This is a genomic window from Fictibacillus sp. 7GRE50 (assembly GCF_015903875.1).
Taxonomy (GTDB): Bacteria; Bacillota; Bacilli; order Bacillales; family Fictibacillaceae; genus Fictibacillus; species Fictibacillus phosphorivorans.
In genome coordinates, this window is record NZ_JACZDW010000001.1 from 73,609 (window position 1) to 91,003 (window position 17,395).

The 17,395-nt window shown below is 41.3% G+C and carries 13 protein-coding genes, 2 tRNA genes and 1 other annotated feature; all 15 genes read right to left on the minus strand.

From position 1 onward, the window contains the following. Positions 1-528: 528 nt before the first annotated feature. The 15 genes from clpX to IHV12_RS00415 all read right to left on the minus strand — a co-directional run bounded on the left by clpX (position 529) and on the right by IHV12_RS00415 (position 17,386). Positions 529-1,803 carry an ATP-dependent protease ATP-binding subunit ClpX gene (gene clpX, locus IHV12_RS00345; RefSeq protein ID WP_191751861.1) on the minus strand — a complete coding sequence of 425 codons (1,275 nt, stop codon included), beginning with the start codon at positions 1,801-1,803 and terminating at the stop codon, positions 529-531. Between the two features lie 331 nt (positions 1,804-2,134). Next, positions 2,135-3,427, minus strand: coding sequence for a trigger factor (gene tig, locus IHV12_RS00350; protein ID WP_197189534.1), 1,293 nt, complete (start codon positions 3,425-3,427; stop codon positions 2,135-2,137). Positions 3,428-3,533: 106 nt separating this feature from the next. Continuing rightward, positions 3,534-4,553, minus strand: coding sequence for a hypothetical protein (locus tag IHV12_RS00355; protein ID WP_197189535.1), 1,020 nt, complete (start codon positions 4,551-4,553; stop codon positions 3,534-3,536). A 235-nt stretch (positions 4,554-4,788) separates the two neighbouring features. Further along, complete coding sequence (gene ilvA / locus IHV12_RS00360; protein ID WP_197189536.1) at positions 4,789-5,742, minus strand: threonine ammonia-lyase; 954 nt, start codon at positions 5,740-5,742, stop codon at positions 4,789-4,791. A gap of 43 nt (positions 5,743-5,785) precedes the next feature. Next, positions 5,786-6,379 (minus strand): 3-isopropylmalate dehydratase small subunit, encoded by a 594-nt coding sequence (gene leuD, locus IHV12_RS00365; RefSeq protein ID WP_197189537.1) that lies wholly within the window; start codon positions 6,377-6,379, stop codon positions 5,786-5,788. After that, positions 6,366-7,802, minus strand: a complete 1,437-nt coding sequence (leuC, locus tag IHV12_RS00370) for a 3-isopropylmalate dehydratase large subunit (RefSeq protein ID WP_197189538.1) — start codon at positions 7,800-7,802, stop codon at positions 6,366-6,368. Before leuC ends, leuD begins: the two co-directional genes overlap by 14 nt. A 14-nt stretch (positions 7,803-7,816) precedes the next feature. After that, positions 7,817-8,911 carry a 3-isopropylmalate dehydrogenase gene (gene leuB / locus IHV12_RS00375; protein WP_197189539.1) on the minus strand — a complete coding sequence of 365 codons (1,095 nt, stop codon included), beginning with the start codon at positions 8,909-8,911 and terminating at the stop codon, positions 7,817-7,819. 18 nt (positions 8,912-8,929) lie between these two features. Next, positions 8,930-10,471 (minus strand): 2-isopropylmalate synthase, encoded by a 1,542-nt coding sequence (locus IHV12_RS00380; protein WP_197189540.1) that lies wholly within the window; start codon positions 10,469-10,471, stop codon positions 8,930-8,932. After that, a complete protein-coding gene (gene ilvC, locus IHV12_RS00385; protein ID WP_197131416.1) occupies positions 10,458-11,483 on the minus strand; it encodes a ketol-acid reductoisomerase in 1,026 nt (341 codons plus the stop codon). The genes IHV12_RS00380 and ilvC overlap by 14 nt, the downstream gene beginning before the upstream one ends. Before the next feature lie 15 nt (positions 11,484-11,498). Continuing rightward, positions 11,499-12,017 carry an acetolactate synthase small subunit gene (ilvN, locus tag IHV12_RS00390; RefSeq protein ID WP_066396617.1) on the minus strand — a complete coding sequence of 173 codons (519 nt, stop codon included), beginning with the start codon at positions 12,015-12,017 and terminating at the stop codon, positions 11,499-11,501. Then, positions 12,014-13,732 carry an acetolactate synthase large subunit gene (ilvB, locus tag IHV12_RS00395; RefSeq protein WP_197189541.1) on the minus strand — a complete coding sequence of 573 codons (1,719 nt, stop codon included), beginning with the start codon at positions 13,730-13,732 and terminating at the stop codon, positions 12,014-12,016. The genes ilvN and ilvB overlap by 4 nt, the downstream gene beginning before the upstream one ends. A gap of 148 nt (positions 13,733-13,880) precedes the next feature. Next, positions 13,881-14,145, minus strand: a binding site (T-box leader). Between the two features lie 3 nt (positions 14,146-14,148). Beyond that, a complete protein-coding gene (ilvD, locus tag IHV12_RS00400; RefSeq protein ID WP_197189542.1) occupies positions 14,149-15,816 on the minus strand; it encodes a dihydroxy-acid dehydratase in 1,668 nt (555 codons plus the stop codon). A gap of 24 nt (positions 15,817-15,840) precedes the next feature. After that, positions 15,841-16,743 (minus strand): branched-chain-amino-acid transaminase, encoded by a 903-nt coding sequence (gene ilvE, locus IHV12_RS00405; RefSeq protein WP_153237714.1) that lies wholly within the window; start codon positions 16,741-16,743, stop codon positions 15,841-15,843. A 304-nt stretch (positions 16,744-17,047) separates the two neighbouring features. Then, positions 17,048-17,124: transfer RNA gene (locus IHV12_RS00410), tRNA-Arg, on the minus strand. 188 nt (positions 17,125-17,312) lie between these two features. Then, positions 17,313-17,386, minus strand: a tRNA-Gly gene (locus tag IHV12_RS00415). Positions 17,387-17,395: the final 9 nt, after the last annotated feature.

Below are 17,395 nucleotides of genomic sequence, written 5' to 3' on the forward strand. Positions count from 1 at the left end.
ACGCAATCAGGCTATAAAATGAAATAGAGCTTATCCTCCAAAGATCAGGCGAAGTGCTTTTTGGGGTCAGCCCTATCTTTTTAATAACTTAACTTCATCAATACGCTCTTAATCTCTTCATCATTCATCATCAGTTTTTAGCCAGTGCCACCACATCATAAAAGGACTCAATAAAAACTTTAATAAATGGCCGCGGTTTCGCCTTCAACGCTTGCCAGCTTTATCTTTCCATCCCTGCAAAGATGACTTCCGTATCATCGACGACCACTAAACGAAGGCGCCTAGCGAGTGATGTTCTTGTGCAGGAATCAACGATGTGCGCATGAGAAAGCGCGGACTCCAATACATCCACTCCCTGCTTTTCCTTTTCCAGCAGAATTGGTATGATATCGTCTTGCCAGCCAGATACGCGAATGAATTTGAATTTCTCCCCAAAATGATACGAACATTTTACCGAACAACTATCACAGGTCTAGTTTTTTTAATTTCCTAAACAACAAAAAAGACCAGCATAAGCTGGTCTCAAAATTAAGCACTCTCTTTTGGAGTCTCTTTTGATTGTTCAATAACCGTACCGTCTTCTAACTCAAGAGTTGGTGGTACTTTATCAGAGATCGTTTCTTTCGTCACGATACATTTAACAACATCTTCACGAGAAGGCAACTCAAACATTACGTCAAGCATAACTCCTTCAATGATCGAACGAAGTCCACGCGCACCTGTTTTACGTTCAATGGCTTGAGCAGAAATTTCTCGAAGAGCTTCATCGGTAAATTCTAGCTCGACACCGTCAATATCCAATAACTTTTGATATTGTTTTACAAGTGCGTTTTTAGGTTTTGTTAAGATTTCAATCAACGCTTCCTCATCAAGAGGGTTTAAGTTTGAAATAACCGGTAAACGACCGATAAATTCAGGAATTAAACCAAAGCGAAGTAAATCTTCAGGAAGAACTTTAGACAAGTATTCTCCCGCTTTTAAATCAGCTTGTTTCGTTTCAGAACTGAAACCGATCACTTTCTTACCAAGTCGGCGTTTGATGATTTGTTCGATACCATCAAAGGCTCCACCACAAATGAACAGAATGTTTGTAGTGTCAATTTGGATGAACTCTTGGTGAGGATGCTTTCTTCCTCCTTGTGGCGGTACACTAGCTACTGTACCTTCAAGGATTTTAAGAAGAGCCTGCTGAACGCCTTCACCAGAAACATCTCTTGTGATAGAAGGATTTTCAGATTTACGTGCAATCTTATCGATTTCATCAATATAGATGATTCCCTTTTCTGCTTTTTCTACATCGTAGTCAGCAGACTGGATTAATTTGAGTAGAATGTTCTCTACATCCTCACCAACATATCCAGCTTCTGTTAAAGATGTAGCATCGGCAATAGCAAAAGGTACGTTTAAGATACGAGCCAACGTTTGAGCAAGTAGTGTCTTACCACTTCCTGTTGGTCCGATCATTGCGATATTACTTTTCGCCAATTCTACTTCATCTGATTTTTGAGTTGAATTGATACGTTTGTAATGATTGTAAACGGCTACAGAAAGAGATTTCTTAGCCTGACCTTGACCGATTACGTACTCGTCAAGAATTTTACGAATTTCTACTGGTTTTGGTACTTCTTTTAGTTCTACATCCTCTTCTGTACCTAATTCTTCTTCTACGATTTCTGTACAGAGTTCGATACATTCATCACAAATATATACACCTGGTCCAGCAACCAGTTTTCTTACTTGATCTTGTGTTTTACCACAGAAAGAACATTTTAATTGCCCTTTTTCATCATTAAACTTAAACAATGATATCACCCCTAAAACGAGAATATGGATGAAACGCTTGACTAAAATTCAGATATGCTCTGAAGGAAAGTCTGATTATCTTTTCTACTACTTAAGCATTCCGTTGATTATAATGGATTGTATCACACTTCCATATTAAAACGGAAATAATAACGCTTAATAAATATGTATGGTAACGCTCTATATAAGTATGAACAATACCGTAAGATTTAAAACCTATTTTTCAAATAGGATGTGTATTTTAATAGAAATTTAATATGTATGGCAAAACAAGGCACGATACATAAGGATCGCGCCTTGCTTAAGTTTTATGAACTTATTTAATTAATGATTAAGCAGTCTTGCTGTTTTCCAAAAGGAAATCAATTGCTTTACGTACTTTCAAGTCAGCTGCTACTGCATCATTTCCACCTTGCATAGCAAGCATTTGCTTGATTTGTTCTACTTCCATTTGGTACATTTCAGCCATCTTGCTAAGTTCAGCATCGATTTCTTCTTCAGAAACTTCGATGTTTTCAGCTTCAACGATCGCTTCAAGTACTAGGTTAGTACGAACACGCTTCCCAGCATCTTCTTTCATTTGCTCACGAAGTGCTTCTTCGCTTGTACCAGAGAACTGGTAGTAAAGCTCAAGGTTCATACCTTGCATTTGAAGACGTTGGCCAAATTCTTGAACCATACGGTCAAGCTCTGTGTTTACCATTGCTTCAGGGATATCGATTTCTGCATTCTCAGAAGCTTTTTCGATAACTGTTTCACGAGTTTTGTTTTCAGCTTCTTGCTTTTTGCTCTCTTCAAGCTTTGTGCGAAGTTCTTTTTTAAGATCTTCTAGAGTTTCAGCATCGCCTTCAGCTTCTTTAGCGAACTCGTCATTAAGCTCTGGAAGTTGTTTAGCTTTGATATCGTGGATATTTACTTTGAAAACAGCAGGCTTACCAGCTAGTTCTTCAGCATGGTATTCTTCAGGGAAGTTTACGTTAACTTCTTTTTCAGCACCAGCTTTTTCACCAACTAATTGCTCTTCAAAACCTGGGATGAAAGATCCAGATCCGATTTCAAGAGAATAGTTTTCAGCTTTTCCACCTTCGAAAGCTTCGCCATCAACGAATCCTTCGAAATCGATGTTTACAGTGTCGCCATTCTCAACTGTTCCATCTTCTTTAACAACAAGTTCAGCTTGTTGTTCTTGTAAAGAAGTAAGTTCGTTTTGAACATCCTCATCTGTAACTTCAGTTTCAGTCTTTTCAACTTCAAGACCTTTGTAATCACCAAGTTTAACTTCTGGTTTTACGATTACTTTAGCTGTGAAAACAAGGTTGCTTCCTTGTTCCATTTTTTCGATGTCAACTTCTGGACGATCGACTGGCTCGATACCAGCTTCTTGTACAGCGTCTCCGTATGCTTTTGGCAATAGGATATCTAGAGCGTCTTGGTAAAGAGACTCTACTCCAAAACGTTGTTCAAAAAGTCTACGTGGCATTTTCCCTTTACGGAATCCTGGTACGTTAACTTGCTTTACAACTTTTTTGAACGCTTGATCAAGCGCTGTATCTACTTCAGTTGCCTCAACTTCTACCGTTAAGACACCTTGATTACCTTCTAACTTTTCCCATTTAGCAGTCATTAAATGTTCCCTCCAACATCGGTATTTCCATAACTATCATATAGATTACAACCATTCCATTATAGCATAGACGTTCTGTATTTCAACAAGTTACATCACTTTCTCATTAAGTCTGCATATAAAATCTTTCCAATTCGACGAGAACCTTTACTGCTCTTTGTAATTCTTCATCTTCTTGATCCGTTTCTTCTTCCATCCCACATAGAATATTCGCTGCCATAACAGCAGCCTCAAACCAAAGTACCTTATTCTCTGGAGTTGGTGAGAAAGGATATAACGCGAGTGAATAATCCTTCCAAACGGCAAGCGCGATCTCGAGCAGTGATGGATTCTCTTGTTCGAGTTCGTCTTTAATCAAAGATTTTACTTCCTTATAAAAGAAATGATCATTTAAATCAGTGAGCTTCGCGATGTCAACTTCAGTGAATTGTCCATATTTCTCTATCCTTACGATTTTGTCTACTTGATTTTCTTTAAGATATTGCAGAATTAAGCTTTTAACAGCCGGATGCTTTTTTTCATCTATTAAAAATGACTCAAACATCGGTACGATCATGTCAGGACCAAGCCGCTTCAACTGTTGTACAGCCATCCACTGCGAGTCTGCCTGATCGCTTGCAAGCATCTCTTTCAATACTTGAAAGTCAGGATTAGCTGGAGGTGCTGTTGGAAGTTCAGGATCTTTCTTTACTTCAGGAACACCTTCCTGCTCAATTACTTTACGACTGAACTGTAGAAGCTGATAAAACGTTTCAGCTTTGTCTGCAGGAATCTTCTGCTCTTCAAGAACAGCTTCGATCACTGAAACAACGGTTATGTATTCTGATAACTGAACTAATATGCTTAAGTAGATTTGAAGTACATCATAATATTCGCCGATCCCTTCTTTAAGCATACGATCACATCTCTGTTTTGCTTCATGTAATCGACCTAATTCAACCAAACTTAAAACAAGCCCAAGATTACCTTGTGCATGCATTGGGTCTGCATAAAGCAATTGTTCAAAACAGGATAAAGATTCATCGTATTTTTTACCTTTTAAAGAATCCATTCCTTTTTCTAAAAGACGTCCATTTAAGTTAGGAAACCGAACGATATTGTTTTTGTTGTTCTTTTCGTTAGTCATCACAACTCTCCGCTTCCATTAATATTTGACTAAAGAATAGCAGTTTCGCGAGGTGAACTCAAGATAACTAAGAAGTTACAAACCTGAATTCCACTTTAACACGCAGTGAGAAAATGCTAAACTTCTTCATTAACGGCTTTTATCGTACCCTTTGTTGCTTTTGTAAGTAGTTTGTTAAGCATAACCAAACCAAAAGGCTTACTCAAAAGATATCTCTTCTAAGCAAGCCTCTTTATTAACTAATTCTTTTCAAGTTCACCTTATCAGCCATCCCTTTATATAATGACCATTTAACGGGGTCTACATTACCGCCACTGATGATGAGCCCAACTTTTTGATCGAGAGCAAGACGGCTGTGAAACATAACTGCCGCCAAACTAGCCGCGCCTGCACCCTCTACGACCACCTTCTCACGTTCAAGCATAAACATCATCGCATATGCAATTTGCTCTTCCGTCACGGTGACCATTTCGTCAACATATTTTGTAATCACAGGAACAGTAATCTCTCCAGGCTTAACAACCGCGATTCCATCCGCGATCGATGTACAGCGAGTTAACGTTTTTCTAGAAGCGCCTGTGAAGGCTTGATATACCGCACTGGCATTCGCCGATTGCACGCCAACTACTCGCACATCTGGTCTGATTGACTTTACGGCGAGAGCGATTCCAGCCAATAGCCCTCCGCCTCCTACTGGTACAACAATCGTTTTTAGTTCTGGTTTTTGTTGCAGCATCTCTAGAGCTACGGTACTTTGTCCAGCGATCACATCGTAATCATCAAAAGGGTGAACAAAGACTCCTCCGTTGTTCTCTTCTTCCCTTTTTGCTGCTTCATATGCAGCCTGATAATTATCACCTTCTAAAACGATATCTGCTCCATACGATTTTACGGCGTCTATCTTGGAAAGCGGTGCATTTTCAGGCATGAAGATCTTAGAGTTTATTCCACGCAGTGAACAGGAAAGCGCCAATCCTTGTGCATGGTTGCCAGCTGATGCTGCGATCACACCCCTCGCGCAGTCTAGTTCGTTTAGGGTTGAAACTTTGTAATAAGCTCCTCTTAATTTAAACGAACCCGTTTTCTGAAGGTTCTCTAGCTTCATATACACGTTTCCACCGGTCCATTTGTTAAGCGTTGTGGATTGTTTAAGCGGAGTACGGTGGGCGATTTTTGAGACTTCCTCCAATGCGTGAAATAAACGTTCCGCTGTGATTGTTAAATCCCCATTGTCAGTTCACAATCCTTTCATCTTCATATTTTTTTATGAATGCTTCCTGTTGAAGAGTTACAGATATTTCGTCCCATCCGTTGAGAAGCATCTTTTTCCAGTACGGATCAAATTCAAAGCGGAATACCTCTCCCGTTTCGTTTTCTACCTGTTGTTGCTCAAGGTCTACTCTCAACGTTCGTACAAGGTTTCCATCTCTTTCGCTCTGTAAGTTTCGAATCTCTGCTTTCGAGAGTCGAATCGGTAAGATACCATTTTTCACACAATTGTTAAAGAAGATATCAGCAAAGCTTTCAGCGATAATCACTTGAAATCCATAATCTTTTAAGGCCCAAGGTGCATGTTCTCTGGAGGAACCACAACCAAAATTTTTACCGGTAACTAATATGGATGCTTCTTTTGTTTCGGGTGAGTTAAGTTCAAAGTCTTCGTTTTCTTGTCCATTAGAATGATATCTCCAATCAAAGAACAAAAACTCTCCATAACCTGCTTTATCAATTTTTTTCAAAAATTGCTTTGGAATGATCTGATCTGTATCCACATGATCTCTGTCTAATACTGCAGCACTGCCTAGATGCGTTCTAAACCCCGGCATAACGATCTACCTCCTGTTCTTTTTTAGGAAGTATGGAACGAACATCGGTGAATTTCCCATTTAAAGCTGCAGCTGCAGCCATGATTGGACTGACAAGGTGTGTCCTCGCACCCTTTCCTTGCCTCCCAGCAAAATTACGATTTGAGGTAGATGCACATCTTTCTCCTTCGGGAACAACGTCATCATTCATACCTAAACACATCGAACATCCCGACTCACGCCATTCGAATCCAGCATCTATAAAAATCTGATGAAGCCCAAGGTTCTCCGCTTCTTTTTTTACTGCTTGTGATCCAGGAACTACGATCGCCCGGACTTCGGGGTGTACATTCCTACCTTCAACAACTTTAGAAGCTTGAAGTAGGTCACTAAGTCTTGAATTTGTACAAGATCCAATAAACACGTGTTGCACAGGTATATGCTCTATTTTTTCATTTCCTTTGAAGCCCATGTAATGGAGTGCATTTCGTAACGATTGCTTCTCTTCTATAGAAGAAGAATTTTCCTCTACAGGAATCACTCCGCTGATCGGCAAGCACATCGATGGAGTCGTTCCCCACGTGACCATTGGTTCGATCTCTGAAGCATCAATCTCAATCGTTTGATCAAATCTAGCATTCTCATCACTTGCAAGCTGTCTCCATCTTTTACAACTTTCCAGAAAGTCTTGACTCTTTGGAGCATAGCGCTTACCTGAAATATATGAAAAGGTAACTTCATCAGGAGAAACGATCGATGCTTTTGCTCCAGCTTCAATAGACATATTACAAAGAGTCATTCGTTCTTCCATCGAAAATTTCCTAACGGTGCTACCAGAAAACTCAATGATATAACCTGTACCGACATTCGTTCCATATTTCGCGATGAACCATAAGATGACGTCTTTGACTGTAACACCAAAACCTAACTCTCCTTCAATCTTAACGTTCATCTGTTTAGGTTTGTTCTGCCACAACGTTTGTGTAGCAAGAACATGTTCAACTTCGCTCGTGCCAATTCCGAAAGAGAGCGCTCCGAATGCACCGTGTGTGGATGTATGACTATCTCCACATACAATTGTTTTCCCAGGCAGCGTCAGACCCAGCTCTGGCCCTATAACATGGACAATCCCTTGTAGTTCAGAGTTCAATCCCTCGAGTTGAATACCGAATTCCGCACAGTTTTTTTCAAGAGTTTGCACTTGCAAGCGTGATGTTTCGTCTTTTATATTGAATCGGTCGACCGTCGGGATATTATGATCCATCGTGGCAAAGCAAAGCTCCGGCTTTCTGACAGTTCTATTTTTTTCTCTTAAACCTGCAAATGCTTGAGGTGATGTCACTTCATGAATGAGGTGCAGATCAATGTAGAGCAGGTCTGGTTTATTTTCCTCTTCTACGACAATATGGCTATCCCAAAGTTTATCTATTATTGTTTTACTCACAGAAATCTACCTCCCTACACATAAACCTCTAGAAGAGTTGCACTTGTTGAATCTTCCAACATTCTAAAATGTATTTGATTGACCATTTCTTTTGTCGTTACTAGCGTTCCGCTTTCTCCAAAGATATCTTGTGTTCGATACCCTGCCTGCAGCGTTTCGAAGACAGCAAGTTCAACGGCCTCCGCTTCTTTCTCAAGTTGAAACGAATGACGAAGCATCATCGCAACACTAAGGATCATACCGATCGGATTTGCTTTCCCGCTTCCTGCGATATCAGGTGCTGATCCATGTATAGGCTCATATAGACCAGGACCGTTTTCACTAAGAGAAGCAGAAGGCATCATTCCTAACGATCCTGTAAGAACAGAGGCTTCATCAGACAGAATATCCCCGAACATATTTTCAGTAACGACCACATCAAAGCTCGTAGGATTACTAATCATCCGCATGGCAGCATAATCTACCAGCAAGTGTTCTGTTTCAACGGTAGGATACTTTTTAGCTACATCCTCCACGACTTCTCTCCACAACTTGCTCGTTTCAAGAACGTTCGCTTTATCAACAGATGTTACTCTTCTTCTGCGAGAAGAAGCTAACTCATAAGCCTTTTCAACGATTCTCGTTATTTCCTCTCGCGTATATGACAATGTATCTACCGCACATTTCTCATTCCGTTCTTTCGGCTCTGAAAAATAAATCCCACCGGTCAGTTCGCGAACAAATACAAAGTCAGCACCTTTTACCTTATTCGATTTAAGAGGTGATAGATGTTCAAGACCAGGATAAACGTGAACAGGTCTTACGTTTGCATACACGTTCATCGCTTTTCGTAAAGCGAGTAACCCTTGTTCTGGCCGAACACTCCCTTGATCCCATTTTGGACCACCAACCGCTCCGAGCAGAACAGCATCGCTGTCACGGCAACCTTTTAGTGTGGTATCAGGGAGAGGATTACCTTCCTGGTCAATAGCAGCACCTCCAAATACTTGTTCAATCGTCTCAAATTCATGACCAAACCGCGTCGCTACACCATCTAAAACTTGCAAAGCACCCTTGATCACTTCCGGACCGATCCCGTCTCCTGGCAAAACTGCTATTCTCTTTTTCATCTAACATCCCTCCTAAATTTAGATACTCATCGCTTCATAACTTTTCTTTTCATCTTGAAGCTGAAGCTTATTATAGGCGTGAACATAAGCTTTAGCTGAAGCTTCTAAAACATCTTGCGCCGTTCCGCTTCCGTTTATCTCATGACCATCACTGACGATCTGAACAAATACTTGAGCAAGAGCGTCACGCCCTGCTCCTACTGATTGAATTCTATAATCATTCAGCTTGATTGAAGAAGGAAGCATTTTTCCAAGTGTATTGTAGATCGCTTCGACACTACCTGAACCTGTTGCAGCATCTTGAATCAGTTTTCCGTCTGGAGTCAACATTCTTAACGTTGCAGTAGGAATCTGATTCGTACCATAGTTTACTTGAATATCTTTTAATTGATATAACGGCACTTCAGGTTGTATTTTATGATCGATGAGTAGAGCGAAAATATCTTCTTCTGTCATCTCTTTTTTCTTGTCAGCAAGTTGTTTAAAATCTTCAAATAGAACCTTAACCTTGTTCTCATCTGGATGAAAACCTAATTTATGCAAATAATCTTTAAACGCGTGACGCCCTGAGTGTTTTCCGAGTACGAGTTGATTGGAAGGAACACCAACAAGCTCAGGTGTGATGATCTCATATGTTGATTTTTCTTTTAATACACCGTCTTGATGGATTCCTGACTCGTGAGCAAAAGCATTCTTTCCAACTACAGCCTTATTCGGTGGGACAGCAATTCCCGTCAGCCTGCTCACAAGCTGACTCGTACGGCTGATCTCATTTAACTTAAGGTCATTTCTTGCCTGATAAAAGTCTTCACGGATCGCTAATGCTACTGCAATCTCTTCTAATGAAGCATTTCCTGCTCTTTCACCAATCCCATTAATCGTGCATTCCACTTGATTCGCACCATACTCGATCGCCGATAAAGAATTGGCAACAGCCATCCCTAAATCATCGTGACAGTGAGCAGATAAAATAGCTTTCTCTATGTTCGGAACATTATTTAATAGATAACGAAAGATCTTTCCGTATTCCTCCGGATTCGTAAATCCTACTGTATCCGGTATGTTAATGACCGTTGCACCAGCATCGATTACTTTCTCAACAATACGCGATAAAAATACAAGATCTGACCGACATGCGTCTTCTGCTGACCATTGCACGACAGGGAACTTTTGCCGTGCATATTTGACTGCACCAACCGCCGTCTCAACGACTTGGTCAGGTGTTTTCTTTAACTTGTATGTCATATGAATGGGCGATGTTGCCAGAAAAACGTGCAACCTTGGTTCAGCTGAATCTTTTAGAGCTTCCCATGCATAATCAATATCTGAGGTGTTCGATCTTGCCAAAGCAGTAACCGTTGAATTCTTTACAATAGAAGCTACTTTTTTTACGGCATCCAGATCGCCTTTGGATGCAGCAGGAAAGCCTGCTTCCATAACATCCACACCTAGCAGTTCTAGTCTTTTGGCGATCTCGATTTTTTCTGCCGTGTTTAGATTGACCCCTGCTGTTTGTTCTCCATCACGCAAAGTCGTGTCAAAGATCTCAATTTTTCGCACTAGCAACGGCCTCCTTTTTTTGTTTTGATTTTACGAACGGCATCATTGCTCGAAGTTCCCTCCCTACTTTTTCAATAGGATGGTTCTTCTCTTGATTGTTCACAACATGGAACACAGGTCGATTCGCTTGATTCTCTAAGATCCAACCCTTAGCAAACTCTCCGGATTGAACATCTTTCAGAACGGATTTCATTGATTCTTTTACTCTTTCATCAATGACGCGAGGTCCTGATTGAAAATCTCCCCACTGAGCAGTATCTGAGATTGAATATCTCATCCCCTCTAGACCACCTTCGTACATGAGGTCAACGATCAACTTCAATTCGTGTAAGCATTCAAAATAAGCAACTTCTGGCTGATATCCAGCTTCTGTTAGTGTTTCAAATCCTGCTTTGACAAGTGAAGATAACCCACCACACAACACGGCCTGTTCACCAAAAAGGTCTGTTTCCGTTTCTTCTTGGAATGTCGTTTCGAGCACTCCAGCTCTAGCAGAACCAATACCTTTAGCATAACTAAGTGCAGTTTCACGGGCAGTGCCTGTAGCATCTTGGTATACCGCGAAAAGCGCTGGAACTCCTTCACCTGATTCAAATGTGCGTCTAACAAGATGACCAGGACCTTTAGGAGCAACTAAGAATACATCCACATCTTGAGGTGGTACCACTTGGTGATAGTGAACGTTGAACCCGTGAGCAAAAACGAGTGCATTGCCCGGAGACAGTTCAGGTAAAATTTCATTTTTGTAAACTTCAGGTTGCCTTTCATCTGGTAATAGAACCATTACGACTTCCGCTAGCCTAGCCGCTTCCCGAACAGGATATACCTCAAATCCATCTTTAACTGCTTCGTCAAATGAACGACCCTCCCGCACACCAACTACAACATCATAGCCGCTATCCTTTAGGTTCAATGCATGAGCATGCCCTTGAGAACCATAACCTACTACCGCTACCTTCTTATTCTTTAATACATCGTTAGAAAGATCGTTTTCGTAATATACTTTTGCCATTATCATCATTCTCCTTTACATAATAGAATAGGGGTGAAGCTCAAGTACTTTCTTTTGTGTTCCGCGGGGTATAGCTGTAACACCGGTCCTTGAAATCTCTTTTATTCCATATGGACGCAGCAGTTCGATCAACGCATCTATCTTTTCTCCATCCCCCGTTACTTCAAGCGTTACGTTTTCGAGTGATACATCAAGGACGGTTGCTCGAAACGGCTCGATCAGCATTTTGATCTCGCTGCGCGTATCAGGTGTTGTTAGAACTTTGATGAGCGCAAGTTCTCTAGAAACGAGGGCCATGTTTGTCAGATCACGAACTTTTAGAATATTAATCTGCTTATGAAGCTGTTTAACAAGTTGTTCAGCTTTACGATCATCTTCTACCCAAACCGTTAATGTTACTTTTGAAACGGCTGGATCTTCTGTATGTCCAACCGTAATGTTCTCTATGTTGAACTGGCGTTTTGTCAGCAATCCGGTCAAACGATTCAATACACCACTTTCGTTTAGAACCGTTGCTGAAATGATACGTCTCATCCTCTCACTCCAATCATTTCATGTAGTCCTTTTCCTGGAGCGATCATCGGATATACATTCTCATCAGCAGTAACAACACAATCGAGAACAAATGGTTTTTTGGATGCAAGAGCGAACGTCAAAGCTTCTCTTACATCCTTTTCTGTTTCAGCACGTTTGCCATCAATTCCGTAAGCAGATGCTAGCTTGATAAAGTCAGGTTGAATATCAAGCAAAGAGTGAGAGAATCTTTTTTCATAAAAAATTTCTTGCCACTGTCTTACCATCCCGAGAGATTTATTGTTCACAATGACTACGATGACAGGAAGTTCCCAATCTTGAAGAACTCCAAGTTCTTGAAGCGTCATCTGAAAACCACCATCTCCAACAACTGCTATTACCGGGAGCTCGGGCTTTCCAACTTTTGCTCCAATCGCTGCAGGAAATCCGAATCCCATCGTTCCAAGTCCTCCAGACGTTATCCATCTGTTCGATTCTAAAAATGTATAATATTGAGCTGCCCACATCTGGTGCTGTCCTACATCAGTAGCTACGATGGCTTCTCCTTTCGTAACTTCATGAAGAACCTGCATTAACTTTTGTGGTTTCAATTCTGATTCATCTGTCTTATACGTAAGAGGAAATTCAGTCTTGTGCTTCGTGAGTTGAATTACCCACTCGTTATAATCTCCTTTATCGACTCTCGACTGGTTTAATGCTGAAAGTGTTTCTTTCGCACACCCCACAATGGGAATTTCAGTTGGAACATTTTTTCCGATTTCAGCTGGATCAATATCGATATGAGCAACCACTGCTTTTTTAGCAAAATGATCCAAGTTTCCAGTTAACCTGTCATCAAACCTAGCCCCAACACCAATTAATAGATCGCAGTCATAAAGTGCCATGTTGCTCGCGTATGTTCCATGCATTCCTGCCATCCCTAAGCAAAGCGGGTGTTCAGCTGGAAATCCACCTAGGCCTAAAAGGGTCTGAGCAACCGGTATCTGGTGATATTCCGCGAACGCGACCAACTCTTTTTCAGCACCTGCTGCCAGTACCCCCGCACCTGTTAAGAGGACAGGTCTTTTCGCTTGCAACAAGGCTTCATTCAATCTTTTCACTTGAAGAATATTGGGTTTTAATGTTGGTTGGTAACCCGGAAGATGAATACCAGCAACCTCTTTAACTTCAGCTGTTTTAACCGCAACATCTTTCGGTATATCGATTAAAACAGGTCCTTTTCTTCCAGTGTTGGCTATATGAAAAGCCTCTTTCATAATTCTCGGTAGATCTTCTGCCCGCTGAACTTGATAGTTATGTTTTGTGATCGGCATTGTGATCCCGACGATGTCCGCTTCTTGAAAAGCATCCGTACCGATCACAGTCGTCGCTACCTGCCCCGTGAAGATAACAAGAGGAATAGAATCGATCATCGCATCCGCTATACCTGTAACAAGGTTTGTAGCACCTGGCCCTGACGTTGCTAACACAACGCCTGGCTTCCCCGTTACTCTTGCATAGCCTTGCGCGGCATGAATAGCTCCTTGTTCATGCCTCGTTAGAACATGTTTCATCTCTGATTTGTAGAGGGCATCATAGATTGGAAGTACAGCACCTCCCGGATAACCAAACAGAACTTCAACTTTCTCATCCTGCAACCCTTGAATAAATAGTTCAGCACCAGAGACTAATGAAGTTTCGACTGATTTTTTTTCAGCCACCCAACTGGCCTTCATTTTCATTCCTCCTTTAACTTCGAACCTTTACTTGGTAAAAGATGTTTCGGGAATCAGTTGTTGCTCTTGGAAAATAACCAAAAGGGCAACAACGTCTAAAAAAAAAATAAAAAAACTTCTCCACCCAAATGGACAGGTTAATCCTATCCAAAGGGGTGAAAAAGTTTTCTTTTCCACGGTACCACCCTTATTCACAGTTCATGCTCATATACGCAAGAACTGCCTCAAGACGAAATAATCGTCATTTGATAACAAGCGATAAATAATGGTCTTATCGCTTGGCCCTTCCTACTAAGAAACGTTCAAAAGGACACTCAGGAGGGATGTCCTGGTATTAGGGATAACCGGTTCACAGCAACCACCGGTTCTCTGAGTACCCCACATCTACCATTGTTCTCCGTCATCGTTTTATTGTTTTAAATTTTTAAGATTCCTCCAGTATTAGCTGATGTTACGAGCGCCGCATAGCGTGCGAGGTAGCCTTTTTTGATCTTCGGCTCTGGTTTCACCCAACCTTCTTTTCGTTCTTTTAAGTCTTCTTCCGTTAATAAAACGTGAATCGTTCTATTTACTAGATCAATTAAGATTGGATCACCATTATTCACGAACGCGATAGGTCCGCCTTGTGCCGCTTCTGGCGAGATGTGACCGATAGAGATTCCCCGAGACGCTCCAGAAAATCTGCCATCCGTGATCAGTGCTACTTTCGTACTCAATCCTCTTCCAGCAATAGCTGATGTGGGAGAGAGCATCTCCGGCATACCTGGTCCACCCTTCGGTCCTTCGTATCGAATGACAACGACATGCCCTTCTCTTACTTCACCATTATTAATGCCTTCGATCGCTTCTTCTTGGGATTCATAGACGATCGCCTCGCCTTGAAATGTTTTTATTGAAGGATCAACAGCTCCCACTTTGATAACACAGCCATCTGGCGCAATATTTCCATAAAGTATAGATAAACCGCCTACTGGCGAGTAAGCATTATCTTTCCTACGAATAACATCATCATCCATAATTTCCGCATGCCGGACTCGGTGCTCTAACGTTTCTCCACTTATCGTTAACCGATCGTTATGGATGGCTCCTTCCATTCTACAGAGTTCATTGATGATCGCACTGACACCGCCTGCTCTGTGAACATCTTGCATGGAATAATCCGATGCAGGACTGATCTTTGATAAATATGGAATTCGCTCTGCGATCTCGTTGATTGATGATAAGTCATAATCAATCTCAGCTTCATTTGCGATAGCAAGCATATGAAGAACGGTATTCGTTGAGCCACCCATCGCCATGTCTAATGCAAATGCGTCATCAATTGCTTCTTTCGTTATAATATCTCTTGGTTTTATATTGTTTTTCACAAGATCCATAAGTGACGTTGCAGCCTCTTTGATCAGTTCTCTTCTTTCGTCTGAGGTAGCTACGATCGTTCCGTTACCCGGCAGTGTAATACCTAGCATCTCCATAATGGAATTCATGCTGTTGGCTGTAAACATACCTGAGCATGATCCACAAGTCGGGCAAGCACTCGTTTCGAGTTCTAAAAGTTCTTCTCTCGTCATCTTTCCAGCTAAATGAGAACCTACTCCTTCAAATACCGAGGCAAGGGATAGGGATTTTCCTGCCATAGACTTTCCGGCTTCCATTGGACCACCTGAAACAAATACTGCCGGAACATTCGTCCTTACAGCTGCCATTAACATACCCGGCGTGATCTTGTCACAGTTAGGTATGTAGAACACACCGTCGAACCAATGGGCGTTGATAACCGTTTCTGCTGCGTCTGCGATGACCTCTCTGCTTGGGAGTGAATACCTCATACCGATATGCCCCATCGCAATTCCATCGTCTACGCCGATCGTATTAAATTCGAACGGAATTCCACCAGCTTCTCTAATGGCTTCTTTTACCCATTCACCTACTTTGTTTAGATGCATATGCCCCGGAATAATATCAACATAGGAATTACAAACACCGATAAAAGGTTTATCCATATCCTCTGGTGCAACTCCCGCTGCGTGGAGAAGACTTCTGTGCGGGGCTCTATCGATTCCTTGCTTGATCATATTACTGCGCATATCTGTAACACTCCTATACTTCTTTTATCCAGCTTGAACAGCTTGGTTCGGATACACCTTAACTCCTTCTTCAACTACTTTTTCTCTAAAGGATTTTAAAAGTTTGTTCGTATGTTCACCTGGTGCTCCGTTTCCGATTACTCTTCCATCAACTTTTACTACCGCAATAACTTCAGCTGCAGTTCCAGTTAGAAATACTTCATCTGCCACATAAACATCATGTCTCGTGAATGGCTCTTCAACCATGTTGTATCCTTGTGCTCGTGCGATCTCAACAATCGCGTTTCGAGTGATTCCTTCTAAAGCTCCTAAGTATCCTGGCGGCGTCTTGATCGTATTTCCTTTGATAATGAACACATTATCAGCAGAACCTTCCGCCACGTACCCTTGATCGTTCAGCATCAATGCTTCACTAACTCCAGCAAGACTAGCCTCGATCTTAACTAAGATATTGTTTAGGTAGTTTAGCGATTTAACTTTAGGACTTAACACATCCGGACGGTTCCTTCTGCTTGCCACCGTTATGATTTCTAAACCTGTTTCATAAAGTTTTTTAGGAAATAGTGCAAGCTGTTCTGCAATGACAATGACTCCCGGTTGGCCGCATGTAAAAGGGTCCAACCCTAAGTTTCCTTTTCCTCGTGAGATAACTAGTCGAATATAAGCATCACGATATTTGTTTTTCTGGAGCGTTTGAACGATGATGTCTGTTAGTTCTTCTTTAGTGTGTGGAATTGTCAGCATAATGGATTGAGCTGATTCGTATAAACGCTGAAGATGTTCGTCTAGCCGATATACATTTCCGTTATAGACTCGAATACCTTCAAACACCCCATCTCCATATAAAAATCCATGATCGTAAACTGAGACTTTGGCGTCTTCCTTTAATACGTGCTCACCATTAACATAAACCCATTGCTCCTGCATCGTGATCCTCCTTTACGTGTCAATTTGAATTATTTGAATTTTTTAAAAATAATTTAATAATTGTTGACAATATTACGCCCATCTTATTAAAGAATCAACCACGAATTTTCGATATTTCACCGAATTCTGACTTTTCAGTTATTTTGCACACGCTTTCATTCCCATGCCCATAAGGTTTTGAAGCTTTAACGCGTTGCATTGTAAACATTTTTAAAGCGCTTTCATCAAAAATAAAAAAACACGCTTGATATCCTTTAATAGAGGATATCAAGCGTGTCGAAAAGTTGTTATTATGTAAGTATTATGGCGTCCCAGGAGAGATTCGAACTCCCGACCGTACGCTTAGAAGGCGTATGCTCTATCCGGCTGAGCTACTGGGACATATGTATTGGAGCCCCTTTCGCATAGTAATGGCGCTTTCCGCAATTACCATGCGCTGCGGGCACACAGTGATTTGTTCCACCCGTCGACTGTGGATACAAATATATTTTTATCATGCATTTTAATTGTAAGATCTGTTAACTTCAGATGTAACTTTTCATGGACCATTTGAACGTGAGAAAAACAAATGGAGCGGGTGATGAGAATCGAACTCACGACCAGAGCTTGGAAGGCTCTTGTTTTACCACTAAACTACACCCGCAGACAATTT

Coding starts and splice junctions, on each gene's coding strand:
- leuB (WP_197189539.1), bottom strand. CDS start 8,911: ATGAAAAAGAGAATAGCAGTTTTGCCAGGAGACGGGATCGGTCCGGAA.
- ilvN (WP_066396617.1), bottom strand. CDS start 12,017: ATGAGACGTATCATTTCAGCAACGGTTCTAAACGAAAGTGGTGTATTG.
- ilvE (WP_153237714.1), bottom strand. CDS start 16,743: ATGCAGGAGCAATGGGTTTATGTTAATGGTGAGCACGTATTAAAGGAA.
- ilvC (WP_197131416.1), bottom strand. CDS start 11,483: ATGGCAAAAGTATATTACGAAAACGATCTTTCTAACGATGTATTAAAG.
- ilvD (WP_197189542.1), bottom strand. CDS start 15,816: ATGCGCAGTAATATGATCAAGCAAGGAATCGATAGAGCCCCGCACAGA.
- leuD (WP_197189537.1), bottom strand. CDS start 6,379: ATGCCGGGGTTTAGAACGCATCTAGGCAGTGCTGCAGTATTAGACAGA.
- IHV12_RS00355 (WP_197189535.1), bottom strand. CDS start 4,553: ATGACTAACGAAAAGAACAACAAAAACAATATCGTTCGGTTTCCTAAC.
- ilvB (WP_197189541.1), bottom strand. CDS start 13,732: ATGAAGGCCAGTTGGGTGGCTGAAAAAAAATCAGTCGAAACTTCATTA.
- tig (WP_197189534.1), bottom strand. CDS start 3,427: ATGACTGCTAAATGGGAAAAGTTAGAAGGTAATCAAGGTGTCTTAACG.